This window comes from Burkholderia diffusa, from assembly GCF_001718315.1.
GTDB lineage: Bacteria > Pseudomonadota > Gammaproteobacteria > Burkholderiales > Burkholderiaceae > Burkholderia > Burkholderia diffusa_B.
Genome location: NZ_CP013362.1, coordinates 728,218 through 745,128, shown reverse-complemented (window position 1 = coordinate 745,128; position 16,911 = coordinate 728,218). Strand labels below are relative to the sequence as shown.

The 16,911-nt window shown below is 60.3% G+C and carries 13 protein-coding genes; 3 read left to right on the top strand and 10 right to left on the bottom strand.

Going from position 1 to position 16,911, the window contains the following annotated elements; translation table 11 throughout:
• Window positions 1-4: 4 nt before the first annotated feature.
• The 8 genes from WI26_RS30775 to WI26_RS03320 are packed head-to-tail and all read right to left on the bottom strand — an operon-like array spanning window position 5 to window position 10,691.
• The gene (locus tag WI26_RS30775; RefSeq protein WP_081334215.1) at window positions 5-1,864 is read right to left on the bottom strand and encodes a BNR repeat-containing protein; all 1,860 of its coding nucleotides are present in this window, start codon (window positions 1,862-1,864) and stop codon (window positions 5-7) included.
• Window positions 1,861-4,473 (bottom strand): hypothetical protein, encoded by a 2,613-nt coding sequence (locus WI26_RS03350; protein WP_069225175.1) that lies wholly within the window; start codon window positions 4,471-4,473, stop codon window positions 1,861-1,863. Before WI26_RS03350 ends, WI26_RS30775 begins: the two co-directional genes overlap by 4 nt.
• 2 nt (window positions 4,474-4,475) lie before the next feature.
• The gene (gene wecC, locus WI26_RS03345) at window positions 4,476-5,747 is read right to left on the bottom strand and encodes a UDP-N-acetyl-D-mannosamine dehydrogenase (RefSeq protein WP_069225174.1); all 1,272 of its coding nucleotides are present in this window, start codon (window positions 5,745-5,747) and stop codon (window positions 4,476-4,478) included.
• Window positions 5,741-6,859: a non-hydrolyzing UDP-N-acetylglucosamine 2-epimerase gene (gene wecB, locus WI26_RS03340; protein ID WP_069225173.1), complete on the bottom strand. Its 1,119-nt coding sequence runs from the start codon at window positions 6,857-6,859 to the stop codon at window positions 5,741-5,743. The genes wecC and wecB overlap by 7 nt, the downstream gene beginning before the upstream one ends.
• Window positions 6,860-6,874: 15 nt before the next feature.
• A complete protein-coding gene (locus WI26_RS03335; RefSeq protein WP_236849290.1) occupies window positions 6,875-8,047 on the bottom strand; it encodes a chain-length determining protein in 1,173 nt (390 codons plus the stop codon).
• Entirely contained in the window at window positions 8,044-8,706 is a 663-nt protein-coding gene (locus tag WI26_RS03330; protein ID WP_069225172.1) for an ABC transporter ATP-binding protein, read from the bottom strand. Before WI26_RS03330 ends, WI26_RS03335 begins: the two co-directional genes overlap by 4 nt.
• A complete protein-coding gene (locus WI26_RS03325; RefSeq protein ID WP_069225171.1) occupies window positions 8,703-9,518 on the bottom strand; it encodes an ABC transporter permease in 816 nt (271 codons plus the stop codon). Before WI26_RS03325 ends, WI26_RS03330 begins: the two co-directional genes overlap by 4 nt.
• A 6-nt stretch (window positions 9,519-9,524) precedes the next feature.
• Complete coding sequence (locus tag WI26_RS03320; protein ID WP_069225170.1) at window positions 9,525-10,691, bottom strand: polysaccharide biosynthesis/export family protein; 1,167 nt, start codon at window positions 10,689-10,691, stop codon at window positions 9,525-9,527.
• Between the two features lie 716 nt (window positions 10,692-11,407).
• Here WI26_RS03320 and WI26_RS03315 point away from each other — a divergent pair.
• Window positions 11,408-12,220, top strand: coding sequence for a mechanosensitive ion channel family protein (locus tag WI26_RS03315; RefSeq protein WP_069225169.1), 813 nt, complete (start codon window positions 11,408-11,410; stop codon window positions 12,218-12,220).
• Between the two features lie 165 nt (window positions 12,221-12,385).
• On the opposite strand, the gene WI26_RS03310 is transcribed toward WI26_RS03315, so the two are convergent.
• Window positions 12,386-13,069: a DedA family protein gene (locus WI26_RS03310; protein ID WP_059511037.1), complete on the bottom strand. Its 684-nt coding sequence runs from the start codon at window positions 13,067-13,069 to the stop codon at window positions 12,386-12,388.
• A 172-nt stretch (window positions 13,070-13,241) separates the two neighbouring features.
• Here WI26_RS03310 and mutL point away from each other — a divergent pair, with 172 nt between their 5' ends.
• Window positions 13,242-15,236 (top strand): DNA mismatch repair endonuclease MutL, encoded by a 1,995-nt coding sequence (gene mutL / locus WI26_RS03305; RefSeq protein ID WP_059511036.1) that lies wholly within the window; start codon window positions 13,242-13,244, stop codon window positions 15,234-15,236.
• Window positions 15,233-16,207 (top strand): tRNA (adenosine(37)-N6)-dimethylallyltransferase MiaA, encoded by a 975-nt coding sequence (gene miaA, locus WI26_RS03300; protein ID WP_069225168.1) that lies wholly within the window; start codon window positions 15,233-15,235, stop codon window positions 16,205-16,207. Before mutL ends, miaA begins: the two co-directional genes overlap by 4 nt.
• A 22-nt stretch (window positions 16,208-16,229) precedes the next feature.
• On the opposite strand, the gene tetR is transcribed toward miaA, so the two are convergent.
• On the bottom strand, window positions 16,230-16,862 hold the full coding sequence (gene tetR, locus WI26_RS03295; RefSeq protein ID WP_069225167.1) for a tetracycline resistance transcriptional repressor TetR: 633 nt from the start codon (window positions 16,860-16,862) through the stop codon (window positions 16,230-16,232).
• Window positions 16,863-16,911 lie beyond the last annotated feature (49 nt).

Here is a 16,911-nt window from a genome sequence, read left to right as displayed (position 1 = left end):
GGTCTTAGTTCTTAAATTTGAATTGGATGTCCAGCAGTGTGACGGGCCCATTCGTCTGCCGCCAGCCGATGTCATGACTGGGTTGCTCGTTGTACTGCAACAACATACTCAATACGTTTTCCTGCTCCCACCGCAATCGGTCGATTACGGGTTCCGCAAATCCGAGGTCCTCATCCCACAGAACTCGAGTGTCGTCTTGATGCCAGGTGTATTCGGGCGCGGCCAGTACAGTCGCGACCATTCTTCCGTCGCTGTGATCTCCCCGAGTGATGATGTACGCATTGTCCTGGCGATCAATAACGATTTCCGGTCGACTGATCGGAATCTGAAGCGTTCCACCACCCTTCAACGCAAATGGTTCAATGCGTTGCGACACAATCTGGTGATGCCATTGCTTGCCGTCGTACCGTAAATGTTGATACTGCGGGATGCCGTTGGAATCATCGGCATAAAAAACAATATGCGGACGGTTGCAGCTGTCGAGCGCCATGCTGCATTGGTTAATGAGGTTGCTGCCCGGAGACACCGGATGCACGGTTTCGGCATTTACCGGCGTAATCGGAAGCTGGTAGCCTCGCCCCTTGGAAGTTACCCAACTGATTCCATTGTCCAGCGAGCAGGCGTAGCCGATATTGATGTTGTTGACCCGCTCCTCCACGCCCAGCGTATGTGTGCGCCAGACAAAGCTCAGGTGAAGGCTGCCGTTTCGACCAATGGCCGGGTGGTTCCAATAGGCGTTGCTGGTCCACGGTTTTGACTCGCTACCGCTCAAAACAGGTGTTGGATGATCTGTCCAATCTGCAGATGCCTCGTCATAGGTCTTGAAACGTGCGGTACCGTTGTTGTGCACGCCATCGCGATACAGCAGCGTCAACGGAAAGCCATGATGCGGCTGCATGAAAGTCGGATAGGTCACCTTCGTTTCCGCCGCCCCAGTCATGGGCAGTTCATCGGTCCAACTCGATATATCGTGGGGTCGCGTGCTTCGGCGATATCGCAACTGCGTAGCGTGGTGGTCGTAACAAATATGCAGATGGTCAGCGCGATCGACACCCAGACTGATACTGTTGTGGGCGTCCGCCAAATTGTATTTACCGCACAAATCAAATGTCTGGAGATCGTCTGTCTCCAGATCACGGCGTACGACACGCAGTGTATGAGCATCGACGTAAAAAGCCGTGATTTGTTTTCCCTGATGAGTCAGAACACCGTGATGGCGAAAGATAACCGTATTGATCGTATTCCCAGCCCAAGCATCACCTAGATCGAACTTGGCCAGCTTGACGATGTGAAAACGTCGTGCGGACTGCGAGGAAGTTCGATCCGATCGCGCAATGCTCCCCAGCTCTCTTTCAAGATGACCTGGCGCTACGCCAAGTTCGCTGCACTGCTGGTGGATGCGCGCCTTGGTCAACAGAGCTCTGTCGGCCTCCGGTGTACCGACAGCAATGGAAGATTCGAAATGCGTGAGCGCCCGTGGCAAATTTCCGGCCACGGCGGCAGCACGCCCCAAGCTGTTGTGCACGCCTGCTGCAAGAATCTGACAAAGGAGCTTCTGGCTGATTCCCCAATCCTGGGCGAGTCGAATGAACTGTTTGGCTTCGGCGAGTTGCCCAGTTTGCAGGCGACCTGCCGCTGCGAGCAGGGCCAGCTTGGCTCGATCCGGATGGTGCTGCAAGACACCGCGCCCGAGTTGGGCGAGACTGTGCCAGTCGCCGAACTGCCATTGCGTACGCGCACGCTCCAACAGATTCTCGTCGTAAGGAACAACGGAATGTACAGAATCGACCTCGACTACCGTGACAGGCTGTGCGGACTCCTTCACCGTCGTCGTATAGCGAATGGGCGCAGACTTCTTTCTCATAACCCGGACTCTCGAAGCAGAATGTCCTTGATCAGATCGAGTTGAGCCTCGGCCCGAACCATCTCCTCTTGCACAATCTTCTGACGCGCCGCCAGCTCCGCCTCGTACACCTGGCGACTTTGAATCAGCTGTTCCAATACGTTGACTCGCGCAAGGCGTTCAGTTGCCTGTCTGGCAGAGTCATTGTGCTGGCCGGCGAGCACTGACTTCTCCTGCTCCAGCTGTGCCCTGGCTTGCTTCAAGGCTTCGATTTCGTGACTGCGCTCGACCATCTGCGTGGCGGCCTGTTCGTACCGGCCGGTGAGCGCTGCCATATCCTGCTCCAATTGCGCCTTGGCCTGCTTCAGGGTTTCAACCTCTCGGCTGCGCTCTCCCGATTGCTTCGCGGCCTCTTCGTACTGGCTCGCCAGCAGGAGCTTGCTCTGCTCCAGTTGCGCCCTTGCTTGCTTCAGCACCTCGACTTCCTCGCACCGCTCGGCAGCCTGCTGCGCAAGTTCCCGATGTCGAGTCGCAAGTGCGGCCTTGTCTCGTTCCAGCAGTGCATTCGTCTGCTTCAGCGCCTCGACCTCACGGCTCTTCTCTGTCGCCTGCTTCGACGCTTCTTCTCGCTGTCCCGCCAACGCCAGCTTCTCCTGCTCCAGCCGAGCGTTGGCATTTTGCAGCGTTACAACTTCCTGGCTACGCTCAGCCAGCTGATTCGCAGCATCTTCACGCTGCTCCGCCAGCGTCACCTTGTCCCGCTCCAGCTGCGAAGTGAATTGCTTGAGCGAGTCGATCTCGCGGGTATGCTCGACGATCTGCTTCGCAGCTTCTTCACGTTGCGCCATCAGCGTCGCCTTGTCCTGCTCGAGCTGCACATTGCGTTGCTTCAGTGTGTCGACCTCGCGGCTATGCTCGGCCATTCGCTGCGCCGCTTCTTCGCCCTGCTGCGCCAATACCTGCCTTTCCTGCTCCAGTTTGGTGTTGATGCTCTTTAACGCGTTGGTTTCCTGAACACGTTCCGCAACTTGCTTTGCGACATCTTCATGCCGCTCCATCAAGGCTGCGTGGTCCTCTTCCAATCGCGTGTTGACCTGCTTTAATGCATCGACGTCGCTGCTGCGCTCAGCCAGCAGTTTCTCGGCCGTCTGATGCAAGCTGGCCAAAGTCGTCTTGTCTTCCTCGAGCTGTGCGTTGAGTCGCTTCAGTGCTTCGATCTCGCGATTGCGCTCGGACGCACGCTTCACCGCATCGTCGTGCAGATCGGCCAGTACGATTTTGTCCTGCTTGAGCTGCGCCATGACGCGCTCCAGCGCATCGACTTTCCGTGTTTGCTCGGTCGCCTGTTTCGTGACTTGTTCGCACCGCATCTCCAGTGCCGATTTCTGCTGCTTGAGTTGCAACTTCGCCTGCTTCAGCGCTTCGACCGCACGACTACGGTCCGCAGCCTGCTTCGCCGCTTCCCGATGCTGCCACGTCAATGCCACCTGCTGTTGCCCGAACCTTGCGTTGGCTTGCTTTAGGCTCCTGATTTCCAGGACGTATTCTTGCGCTTGCGTAAGGGCCTCTTCGTACCGGCGCGCGAGAACCAACTGTTCCTGCTCGAGCCGAGCATTGATCTGCTTCAGTGCCTCAACCTCGCCCGCCCGTTCGCGAACTTGCCGAGCAATTTCTCCATGAAGATTCGTCAACGACTGCTTGTCCTGCTCAAGCCGGGCGTTCGCCTGCTTGAGCGTCTTGTTTTCGTCGCGAAGTGCGCCGAGCTGCTTCGATTGCTCGTCCCTTTCCTGTAGCAGACTGCTCAACTGACGTTCGATCTCGGCACGGCGCTCGGAAAACCCGGTCTTCTGCTTGGCCTCACGCTGCAGCGCGTGGCGCGCCTCATGGCGCAACTGGGCGGCCTGCCGCCCTTCCGACTCGCTAAGCTGAATATCGGAAGGCAGTACGTCCAGCATCGCACTCGCCTCGATGACGTCACCCGCTTCATGAAGCCGGAATGCGAGCCATTTCAATCGGTAAGGTTTCGGATCCAACGCATATGCGCGACGTGCGGCCTCGGCCGCACGCGGGCGATCGCACTTCATCAGATGTCGCGCCAACGCGGTGTAACCATTGGCCTGCATGGCGGGTGAACTCGACGTCTGCGACATGAGTTTGTCCACCGCGTCGAAACTCCCCTCACCGTACGCGACGATGACCTTGTCGAATCCTTTTCCGCCGAGCGATCCAGGGGGCGTCTGCCGACTATATGACCGCCAGATCTTCCAGAGCTTTCCGGGCAGCGTCGCAATCGAGCCCGGGGAATCCGCACCCTCGATCAACAAGTCCCCCAGCTTCGAATTCAATGCGTTGCGCGTCTCGGTCTGATGGACTTGCCGCTGAACGTCCACCAAAGTGAGCAAACGACGGCGCTCCGCCAACGCTTCGGGCAGTTCGTCGTCTACCCACCCCCTGCAGATCGCATCACTGGCTTGCGGCAAGGCAGGAAGTTCGGTCGCAGACGCTTCATTCAGCAAATGGTGACGCTCGAGCGCCTCCTGAACCTGATGGAGTTGCAGGAGTAACAACTCGTTTTCTTCTCCCATCTCGTTGAGACGAGACTCGAGATCGGCCTGAATTTTCTGGTCCATTGTCATTTACTTTGTGTTTGCCAGATACCACGCGTGTCGACAAGCACCTGTCTGCCGCCAAGCTCGGGCTTCAGGCTTTTGAACTCCGCATGATCGACAAGCAGAACGAGAATGTGAGCCTCCGCCATCGCATCATCCAGTGTGGACAATGTCGCTCTTCCTACCGCCAGCTCATCGGGTAGCGTTTGCAGGTTGGGTTCCACGATCGCGATTTTTCCGCGGTGGCAATTCGCAAGCGCCTGCGCAATTTCAAGGGCCGGGCTTTCGCGCAAGTCGTCAATATCCGCCTTGTACGTAATGCCGAGGCAAGCAACACTGATTTCCTCGGCCGGGACCCCCGAACGGACCAGCGCTTCGACAGCCTCACCGACCTTGCGAATCACCCAGTCCGGCTTCGCATCGTTGACACTGCGCGCCGCCCGAATGAGCTTCGCGTCCTGCGGTGCGCCGTCCACGATGAACCACGGATCGACCGCAATGCAGTGCCCCCCCACACCGCACCCCGGTTGTAGAATATTGACGCGTGGATGCCGGTTGGCCAGCTTGATCAGTTCCCAAACGTCGATACCTTGCTTGTCGCATATCATCGACAGTTCATTCGCAAAGGCGATATTGACGTCACGGAAACTGTTTTCAGCAAGCTTGCACATTTCTGCAGTGCGAACATCCGTGACAATGCAGTCGCCTTGTACCACCAAGCTGTACAGCGCAATCGCCGCCTTGGAACAGCTCGTGGTCATGCCTCCGATCACACGGTCATTAACGACCAACTCATGCACGATACGGCCAGGTAGAACGCGCTCGGGACAGTGAGCGATCCGAATATCGGATGCATCGCCGGCCTGTTGTGGAAAAGTCAGATCCGGGCGGATTTCCGCCAGCCAGCTGGCCAGCAATTCGGTCGCACCGACCGACGATGTCGATTCGAGAATGACCAAGTTGCCCTTGACCAACACGGGTGCAATCGATTTGGCCGCAGCCTCGATGTAGCTCAAATCCGGCCTTCGGTCCGCCGTCAGTGGCGTCGGCACGGCAATGATGAACGCGTCGGCAGGCTCGACGCGTGTCGTCGCGCGCAGATAGCCGGCACCCACGGCTGCGTGAACCAGAATATCGAGTTCTGGTTCGACAATATGGATATTTCCCCGGTTGATGGTATCGACGACATGCGAAGACACATCGACGCCAATAACCCGCATCTTTCGCGACGCAAACAACGTAGCGGTCGGCAGGCCTATGTAGCCAAGGCCGATTATCGAAATCGTATTCAGCATGCGTTCACCAAAATATCGCGGATGCGCTGGGCAGCATTGCCATCGCCATAAGGGTTGGCCGCCCGGGCCATGGCGGCATATCCGATTGGATCGTCGAGAAGTCTGCTCGCCTCGGCGACGATCGCCGCTTGGCCAGTACCGACGATTCGCACGGTGCCGGCAGCCACCGCTTCCGGACGCTCCGTGGTCTCACGTGTCACAAGCACCGGCTTGCCCAAGGCCGGTGCCTCCTCCTGAATTCCGCCCGAATCCGTAATCAGCAGCGCAGCTCTGTCCATCAGGTAAACGAAGGGCAGATAATCCTGCGGCTCCATCAGAAATACGCCCGGAACGTTGCCGAGAAGGCGATATACACATTGTCGGACCCGAGGATTGAGATGGACCGGAAAGGCGATTTCCACATCGCCACGCTGAGCAATTTCCCGCAACGCATGACACACGGAGTCGAGACCACCGGCCAAATTCTCCCGGCGATGTCCGGTGACAAGAATCAAGCGTTTCTTCGGATCGAGAAAGCCGAATCGCGAATCAAGCTCGCTGCGCCGTGCCGTGTCGTCACGCATCCTTGCCGCAGTAGCCAGGAGGGCATCGATAACGGTGTTTCCGGTGATGTGGATATTCGATTCAGCAATGCCTTCCCGAAGCAGATTGTCACGAGCGCCGCATGTCGGCGCGAAATGGTATTTGGCCAGAACGCTCGTCAGCCTGCGATTTGCCTCCTCGGGCCAAGGAGCCAGCATGTCACCGGTCCGAAGACCGGCCTCGACGTGCCCGACTTCGATCTGTCGATAGTGCGCGGACAGAGCCGCGGCAAGCGTGGTCGACGTGTCTCCTTGCACCAAAACCAGATCCGGTCGGGCCTCGCTCAATACGGTGTCGAGGCCAACCAGCGCTCTGCTCGTCATCCCGGTCAGCGTTTGATCCGGCGCCATGACGTCAAGATCGTAGTCGGGACAAATGCCGAAAAAATCGAGCATCGAGTCGAGCATCTGACGATGCTGTGCCGTAACGCAGACTTTCGTCTCGATCCCAGGTTCGTTCCTCAGTACACCGACCAGCGGTGCCATTTTTATCGCTTCTGGTCGGGTTCCAAGGATAATCAAGGCCCTCATTGATTCCCCCGAAATTCAATCTACGTGATCGCGAATGATGCTTTCCAGTAGCTTCAGAACACCAATCAATGAGGCAGCAAGCAGCAGAGTCAGAAATGCGTTATAGAGCCGCTTCGGCTGCAATGGATAGCTCGGTCTCGTCGGTGCTTGCAGGATTGAAACCTTCTTGAGCGTACGGGCTGCGTCCATCCGCCCTTTCTCAAGCGCCGAAAGCGCGGTTTTATACAAGTCCTGTGCGAAGCTCACCTGCATCTGCAAGCGCTGAAACTCCTCTACGGTGTAGTTGAGCGTCCCTTTCGATGGTGACGCCAGTTCAGCCCGCTTCTGCGCGATCTGCTTTTGAAGCGCGTTAAGGTTGTTCCGAAGCATCACCACGGTGGGCTGATCCGGGTTCAACGTCGGAGGTAATGCAGCAATTTGCGTCTGCACGTCAACCTTCTGCGCTTCGAGCTTGTCGATCAACGCATTCTGGCTCTCCGCCGTTGCCTGTGGCGCCATTAACCCCTTGCGATTCTGAAAATCGATCAGCGCATGTGTCGCGTCCAGAAGACCTCCATGCGCAAGCGTCACCTGCCGCTCGAGGAAGCGCACTTGCGAAAAAGCCAATTCATGATCAATCTGATTCATGTGTGCTTCACCCTCGCGAACCATGAAATTGACGATTTCCTGCGCGGTTTTTGAATCATAGGCCTGCGCCTGGATACGCAATACACCGCTGTAGTCGTCGTACTCGACATCGACACGTGACAGCCAATAGTGATAGAACCACTCCATCGGTGCGTTCTTGAACCACATCCGTGAGACGGGATCTCGATGCCCATCGCTGAAATGAGAGCGTAAATCCAAAGCGACATCGAGCTTCTTAAGAACATCTTCCGACAGAAGATATTCGCGCAACAGCAGTTGATCGCCGCGATTGGGACCACCAGCGCCGGGAACGAGCGTTGATACGTCGACACTCGGACTGCTGATCTGATCAGTGGATCGGATAATTACGTTGGCAACCGACACAAATCGATCGGAAGCGATGAATAGCCAATACACTGTGGCAAGCACCGCATACATCAAGATCATCTTGATAATCAGTCGAAATAACCCCATCGAAAAAAGCGTCGACTTCCCCTTACCATATGCTGCCGCCAGCTTGGCACCAATGCGCCCCCCTCTGCTCACTGTTAGTTCTTTCATACCAAGATAGCGTCCTTATAAGCCCTCAATGCTTCATCAAGTTCATCGAACCAATATGCCTTACCACCATTGATCCAGATACCGGACTGGCAAAACTGTTTTAGCGTGCCTTCGTCATGAGACACCATGATCACACTTGCTCGATCGACTTTGCTTTTGAAAGCATCTGCAGCCTTTTTTCTGAATCTGGCATCGCCTGCGGCCGTCACCTCGTCCGAAATATAGACATCGAAATCGAAAGCAATCGACAGCGCAAACTGGAGACGCGATCGCATCCCAGACGAATACGTCTGCACAGGCTCGTCGAATGAATCACCCAGTTCGGTGAAGTCCTGAATAAACGAGAGTCGATCCTTCAACTCGTCTTCACGGCCGTATACTCTGCAAACGAATTTCGTATTCTGACGCCCGGTCAACGTCCCTTCCAATCCTCCTCCACCGACCGGCCAGGACACGCGACAGCGCCGTTCGACCCGCCCCTTGGTCGGATAATCAACGTTCCCAATAATGCGCAGCAGTGTCGACTTGCCTGCACCGTTCACACCGATCAGAGCAATATTCCGTTTCGGTGGAATCGTCATGTTGATACCCTGCAGTACCCACTTGCCCGCACCGTGCTCTGTCAGATATCGCTTATGAACATCTTCGATAATGATCATTTCATCACCAGCTTTTTTGCAAATCGCCGATAGAGCATCAGACCAGCAAGCATAAATATGATCCCGCCTTCATATAGGTAGGCAAGGCTCACTTCCGGGAGCGTGTGATATGAAGGCAAAAATCCAAGCCGCAGCAGCTCAACGCCATGGACAACCGGATTGATCAGCAATATCTCACGGTAAGGCGTTGGCACCAGCGCAATCGGAAACATCGCCCCGGAGATGTAAAACAACGGCAGAAAAAGTATTTTAAATACGTGATCGAGTTCCGGAACGAATTTCATCGCAACCGAAGTAATCAGACCGAAGCCAAGCGCAAACAACCACAGCCCGAAAATGCTGACAATCATCAGCAATGGATCGACCGGCAACAAAACCGGATTGAGCATACCCGGCGTGATCATTCGGCCCGCAGCGATTGCGATAAAGAAGATGATGATTGAAACCGGAATCATCAGAAACAACTCGAGGACGGCCCGCATGAACGCCGCGTCGAAGGGCTTGACCTGCCGGTATACGAAGAAGGCCTTGTTGCAATCGATCCCATGCAACACCTGGACCCAGGTACGCCGCCAGAGCAGAAATCCGATAAAGCCCGCGATAATCCACATGGTTATCTCGATTCCACCAATCTGGTGAATGTGGAACGTGATATATCCAAAGGCATGGATCGCGATATAGAACACAGGCTCAAGCAGTAGCCAGAGCCAGGCCGCCCGTGCCTCAAAGAGGCGATCCAACGCCTCGCGCAGAAACATCGCGCGCCAGACCGAAACCGTGATCTCCATCGGAGTACGCACCTTTCCCGCCATCGCGACTTACTCCAGTTCCCGGTTGATGGTTGCCGCCGGACTGGCCACCATCACGACGAGCGTCAGGAACTTCTTGAACTCGACCTCGGGCGAGTTCGAGACGTAAATCACGTCATGATTCTGAATCGGGAAATTCTGCGTCACGAAGAACGCGGCGGGATCCCGCAGGTTGATCTCGTAGACCACCGGCACCGTGCCATTGACAGCCCGAACCGTCTTGTCCTGCGCATCGACCAGCTTCGCGTCTTCGAACCGGAACACGAACACGCCACGCGCGTCGGCACGGTTGTCGTTGAGACCACCCGAACGCGCGAGCGCCTGGGCCAGCGAAATGCCTTGCGCCTCGAACGGAATCTCGTCGTTCTTGCCCGTCGCGCCCAACACCGAGAAGCTTTGCGACTGGAAGAGCGCCGTCACGACATCGTCCGGCTTGAGCACGATGTTCTGGCGCGGGTCGCGAATGACCGAATCGAGCGGCATCGTTGCAGTGACACTGCCTCGCGAAAGCTGCACGGCCATGCGGTTGACCGACTGCTTCACGCCGCCGGCGAATGCCAGCGCATCGAGCAGACGCTCGCCCTTCGGGGTCAACGGCATCAGTGCGCTCGTGTTGACCTCACCCACGACCGTGATGTTCGACGCATTGTTCTTGGTGACGCTGACGAGCACCTGCGGCAGATTCGCCTTGCCCTTGAGATGGCTGACGATGCTCGCCTCGATCTGCTCGGTCGTCCGCCCCTTGACGGCGATCCGCCCCGCGAACGGGATGGTGATCGTGCCGTCCGAGGCCACCATCTGGTTGGGCAACGTGACGCTATTGGCCGTGGCCGTCGTCATCGGCTGCGCGGGCGCCAGCGTGCTGAACAGCATCGCCGGCGGCGCCTCCCAGATCGTCACCTCGATGACGTCGCCCGGGCCGATCAAGTAGTTATTGGTAACCGCACTCGGAAAGATGGTCGCGAACTGGCCCAGCTTCTTGCTATCGGCAAGCTTCCTCGCCAACGTGTCGTTGACGTCCACCAGTTGAATGCCTTCGATGCGCCCGCCGGTCTCGGGTGCTTGCTGCACCTTCTGGCGAGACGCACCGGAAGCGGGTATCCAATCCGGATAGGTCCCACACCCCGAAAGCGCCAAAGCGGCAAGAACGGAGATTGCCAATAAACTCTTTTTCATGGATCTTGAGGTCAAGACTTTTTACTATTGATTTGCCAGCGTCATTTCCCGGGCGTTCAATCAACGCATCCCCCCGAACACCCGGCCGCTTTTTCATCAGTCGATTGGCTCGATCAGGCCATCGACCGCTCAAAAATTCTTCACTTAAATTTGCATTCTTTCGGCCATTGGCGACCGAAAAAGCAACAAACCCACCCTCTGTGACAGCAGAAGAAATGGTTACTGCATGTCAATTTCCGCCACGGATTCAGGCTCGATGGCGAACGAACTTCAGAAATTCATGGGAAATAACCGAAACGACGGTACGTCTTAAAACCGCGCCCGGCCTTGCCAGCCGGCCGTCTGCGCCTGTTATCGGGGTGGTCGATCCCGCTCCGGCAATCGCACTGTCCGCTCAGGTTCTCGCAACTTACAGCGCAGGTCTCCCTAACGCCGGCATTATCGCATGGAAGTAGGACGCGTCCGAATTTAGTCCGAAAACTACAGGATCAGTCCGCAACCGCGACCCTTCGGTAATAGGCTGTAATTAATTCGGATTGCGCTGCGGATTTAACAATGTTCGCGCCGGGGGAAAACGGCGTGCGTCGTGCTGATTGAAACGTTTTCGATACCAGCGCACACGCAGGCGCGGTAGTTGTCTCGGTCTCACAGGTCGGTTATAACCGTGCGACGATTATCGGCCGTTGGCCCTTCTTTAAACCCGCCTTGGAGCCTTCATGCTGAACCTGGAATCCGCCCAGCAATTCCTGATGACCCGCGGTCTCGACTTCGGCCTCAACCTTCTCGCCGCGATCGTCTTATGGTTCGTCGGCCGCTGGGCGATCCGCATCGCCACGCGCCTGCTCGGCAAGGTCGTGCGCCGCAGCGGCAAGGTCGATCCGACGCTCACCGACTACCTGACCTCGGTCGTCAGCGTGCTGCTGACGATCCTGCTTATCCTCGCGATCCTGCAGATCTTCGGTGTGCAGACCACGTCGTTCGCCGCGCTGCTCGCCGGCCTCGGCCTCGCGATCGGCACCGCCTGGGGCGGCCTGCTCGCCCACTTCGCCGCCGGCGTGTTCATGCAGGTACTGCGTCCGTTCAAGATCGGCGACGTGATCAGCGCGGGCGGCGTCACCGGCACGGTGAAGGAGCTCGGCCTGTTCGGCACGACGATCATCACCGCCGACAACGTCGTGACGATCGTCGGCAACAACAAGATCTTCTCGGACAACATCGCGAACTACAGCGCGACGCCGCATCGCCGCGTCGACCTGACCGCCAAGATCGCGAACGGCGTCGACGCGGCCGATGCGATCAATCGCCTGAAGACGCAGATCCAGCTGATCCCGAACGTGCTGAAAGTGCCGGCGCCGGACGTCGGCGTGCTGCAGTTCACGCCGGAAGGCCCGCTGCTGTTCGTGCGTCCGTCGACGCAGCCGGAGAATTACTGGCAGGTGTACTGCGATACCAACCGCGTGATTCTCGAGACGTTCCGCGACGCGCAATACCCGACGCCCGAAACGCCGATCTCGCATCGCACGGCCTGACGAAACAGCGTCGCCGCCGGTCCGCGGGGTTCTGACCGAGGCAGCCGACGTCGAGCAACGGGATCGGCCGGTACCGCAAATCGGCAATCGGTCGGCCCGCACGGACGAAAAAAAAGCGTGGCAACCGCCACGCTTTGTTACTGCGCCGGAGCGAAAACGCTCGGCTCAATGGCCGCCCGCGTTCGGCGTACTGCCCGATCGCCGCCCGCGCACCAGCTTCCACAGCGCGCCCAGCGCAACCGGCACGATCGCCGCACCGATCCCTGCCAGCACGATCACGTTCAGATACTGGCGGATGAACGGAATATTGCCGAAGAAGTAGCCGAGCAGCACCAGCAGCAGCACCCAGACCAGCGCGCCGATCACGTTGAACAGCTGGAAGCGCGCGATGCTCATCGACGACGCGCCGGCGACGAACGGCGCGAACGTGCGCACGACCGGAATGAAGCGCGCAAGCACGATCGTCTTGCCGCCGTGCTTGTCGTAGAACGTGTGGGTCTTCTGCAGCGCGGCGCGATCGAGAAAGCGCTCGAGCACCGGAATATGCGTATTGAAGACCTTCGGCCCGATCCAGCGGCCGATCATGTAGTTCACGGTATTGCCGGCAGTCGCCGCGACGAGCAGCAGCACGATCAGCGCGGCGACGTTCATGTCGCCCGTCGCCGCGAACGCGCCGCCGATGAACAGCAGCGAATCGCCCGGCAGGAACGGCAGCACGACGAGGCCCGTCTCGCAGAACACGATCAGGAACAGCACCAGATACACCCACGCACCGTACTGCCGGATGAAGTCGCCGAGGAACGCGTCGATATGCAGGACCAGGTTGACGAAATGAAGCAGCGTATCCAAATGCGATTCCTCGATGGCGAAAGGGCCCGAACGGCCGAAAAATGCGAAAGCGCGCGCCGGACAAGGCGGCGCGCGGAACGGAGCCATCATACCGAAACTACCTTAAGGCTCCGTGAAAAAACGTAACCGCCGCCGCCCCGGCACGCTCACGCCGCCTCGCTATAATTTGGCCATGTCCGAAATCACCGAAACGGGCGCGGGCGCCGCGCCCGCCCCTGCTCCGCGCCCGCTACGCGCGATCCAGCCCCTGCCCGACCAGCTGATCAGCCAGATCGCTGCCGGCGAGGTCGTCGAACGCCCGGCGTCTGTCGTCAAGGAGCTGCTCGAGAACGCGATGGATGCCGGCGCAACGACGCTGCGCATCGTGCTCGAGGAAGGCGGCGTCAAGCGCATCTCGATCACCGACGACGGCTGCGGCATCCCTCCCGCCGAACTGCCGCTCGCGCTGATGCGTCACGCGACGAGCAAGATCCGCTCGCTCGAGGAGCTCGAGGCGGTCGCGACGCTGGGTTTTCGCGGCGAAGCCCTCGCGTCGATCGCGTCGGTCGCCGAGATGTCGATCACGAGCCGCACGGCCGACGTCGCGCATGCGACGAAGATCGACGCGACCACCGGCGCGCTGTCGCCGGCCGCCGGCGCGGTGGGCACGACGATCGAGGTGCGCGAGCTGTACTTCAACACGCCCGCGCGCCGCAAATTCCTGAAGAGCGAGCAGACCGAGTTCGGCCACTGCCTCGAAATGATCCGCCGCGCGGCGCTCGCGCGGCCGGACGTCGCGATCTCGGTGCTGCACAACGGCAAGGCCGTCGAGCACTGGAACGCGACCGAGCCCGCAGTGCGGGTCGCGAAGATTCTCGGCGACAGCTTCGCGACCGCGCACCTGCCGCTCGACGAGCAGGCCGGCCCGCTGGCTGTCTACGGCTGCGCGGGCCTGCCGACCGCCAGCCGCGGCCGCGCCGACCAGCAATACTTCTTCGTCAACGGCCGCTTCGTGCGCGACAAGCTGCTCACGCACGCAGTGCGCGCGGCCTACGAGGACGTCCTCCACGGCGACCGCTACCCGTCGTATGTGCTGTTCCTCGACCTGCCGCCGGAAGCCGTCGACGTGAACGTGCACCCGTCGAAGATCGAGGTGCGATTCCGCGATTCGCGCTCGATCCACCAGTACGTGTTCCACGCGGTGCAGCGCGCGCTCGCGCGCCATGCGGGCGCGTCGCCCGAAACCACCGCGGGCGGCCATGCCGCGCAACTCTCGCCGGCGCCGAGCGGCCCCGCGTCGTTCCTGAATACGCCGCTCGGCCAGGGCGCGACCACCGGCACGGGCGGTAGCGGCTTCTCGTCGCCGCCGTCATCGTCGTCGGCGGGCAACACTTGGATGCGTCAGGCACGCATGACGCAGGGCACGCTGCCGGTCGCGCAACCGCTCGCGCTCTACGATGCGCTGTTCGGCCGCAAGGACACGGGTGCGGGTACACCGGACGGCACGACGACCATCGCGCGCGATTCGGCAGAGGCGGCCAATGCGCCAGTCGCGCCGCTGCCGGGCTTCGCCGCGTCGCCCGCTGCCGCCACCGTACACGACGAGCAGCCGCTCGGCTTCGCGCTCGGCCAGATTCACGGGATCTACGTGCTCGCGCAAAACGCGCACGGGCTCGTGATCGTCGACATGCACGCGGCGCACGAGCGGATCCTCTACGAACAGTTCAAGAACGCGCTCGCCGACCGCACGGTCGCCGTGCAGTCGCTGCTGCTGCCGATTTCGATGACGGCGACGCCGGTCGAGATCGGCACGGTCGAGGAAGAACGCGAGACGCTCGAATCGCTCGGCTTCGACCTCGCGGTGCTGTCGCCGACGACGCTCGCGATCCGCGCCGTGCCCGCGCTGCTGAAGGACGCCGACTTGCAGTCGCTCGCGCGCGCGGTGCTCGCCGACCTGCACGCGTTCGGCGGTTCGCGCGTGCTCACCGAGCGCCAGCACGAGCTGCTCGGCACGCTCGCGTGTCACCACGCGGTGCGCGCGAACCGGCGCCTGACGCTCGACGAGATGAACGCGCTGCTGCGCCAGATGGAAGCGACCGAACGCGCGGACCAGTGCAATCACGGCCGACCGACCTGGTATCAGCTCACGCTGAACGATCTCGACCGTCTCTTCATGCGCGGCCAATGAGCGCTTCACCGCAGTCCCGTCCAACGACGATCGCCTGTCTGCTCGGCCCGACCGCCTCCGGCAAGACGGCGGCCGCGCTGGCGCTCGCCGCGCACCGTCCGATCGAGATCGTCAGCGTCGATTCGGCGCTCGTCTACCGCGACATGGATATCGGCACCGCGAAGCCGACGCGCGACGAGCGCGCGAGCGTGCCGCACCATCTGATCGACATCATCGATCCGGCCGACGCCTACTCGGCGGCCGAATTCCGCACGGACGCGCTGCGCGTGATTGGCGAGATCGCCGCACGCGGCCGCACGCCGCTGCTCGCGGGCGGCACGATGCTGTACTACAAGGCGCTGACGCAGGGCCTCAACGACCTGCCGACCGCCGATCCGGCCGTGCGCGCGGCACTCGATGCCGACGCCGCACGCGCCGGCTGGCCGGCACTCCATGCGCGGCTCGCGCAGGTCGACCCCGCGACGGCCGCGCGGCTCGCACCGAACGACTCGCAGCGGATCCAGCGCGCGCTCGAAGTGTTCCTGCTGAGCGGGCAGCCGATGTCGGCGCTGCTCGCCGCACCGCGGCGCGCGGACGACGCGGCCGCCGCGTACCGCTTCGTGCCGGTGGCGCTCGAACCGTCGGACCGCGCGGTGCTGCACGCGCGCATCGCGCAACGCTTCGACGCGATGCTCGATGCGGGCTTCATCGACGAAGTCGAACGGCTGCGCCGCCGCGAGGATCTGCATCTCGGCCTGCCGTCGATGCGTTGCGTCGGCTATCGGCAGGCGTGGGAATTCCTCGACGGCGACATCGACTACCGGACGATGCGCGACAAAGGCATTTTCGCGACGCGCCAGCTGTGCAAACGGCAGATCACGTGGTTGCGCGCGATGCCCGAGCGCGTCGTCGTCGATTGCATCGCGGCCGACTCGACCGCGCACGCGGTGGACGCGCTCGAACGCGTGCTCGACGGGCACATGCCCGATTGAACCTGCGGCGCCGACAGCGGTATCAACCCGGCTTGCGCGCCGCCACGCGCGCACGCGCGCCATCGACGAACAGCATGACGCCGCGCACGAACGCTTCGTCGCCACCGCGCTCGCGCAATGCGGCCCAGCCCTGCGCGAGCAGTGGATACGCAGCCGCATCCGGCAGCGACGGATCGGCGTCCCCACTCTGTTGCGCCTGCTCTTCCAGCACCCAGCCGACCACGAAACGGCCGAGGCCGTACATCACGTCGACCGCCTCGTCCGGCGTGAAACCCGCGCCGCACAGCAACGCGACCTTCCGTTCGACCGCACCGTAGTGCGGGTCGCGCGGCCGCGTGCCGGCATGCAGTCGCGCACCGTCGCGATAGGCCAGCAACGCCGCGCGGAAACTGCACGCATTCGCGACGAGCCATGCATCCCACGCGTCGCCCTGCCGCGGCAGCGACGCATCGTGGCGCTCGAGCATGATCGCTTCCGACATCGCTTCGAGCAGTTCACCCTTGTTCTTGAAATGCCAGTAAAGCGTCGGCGATTGCACGCCGAGCCGCTCCGCGAGCCGGCGCGTCGACAACGCGTCGATGCCGACCTCGTTCAGCAGGTCGAGCGCCGCGCGCAAGACCATGTCGCGCGTCAACCGCGCGCTCATATCCTTCATCTCTATCACCGATAGGGGAAATCGTGGAATAATCGCCACTCTATCACCG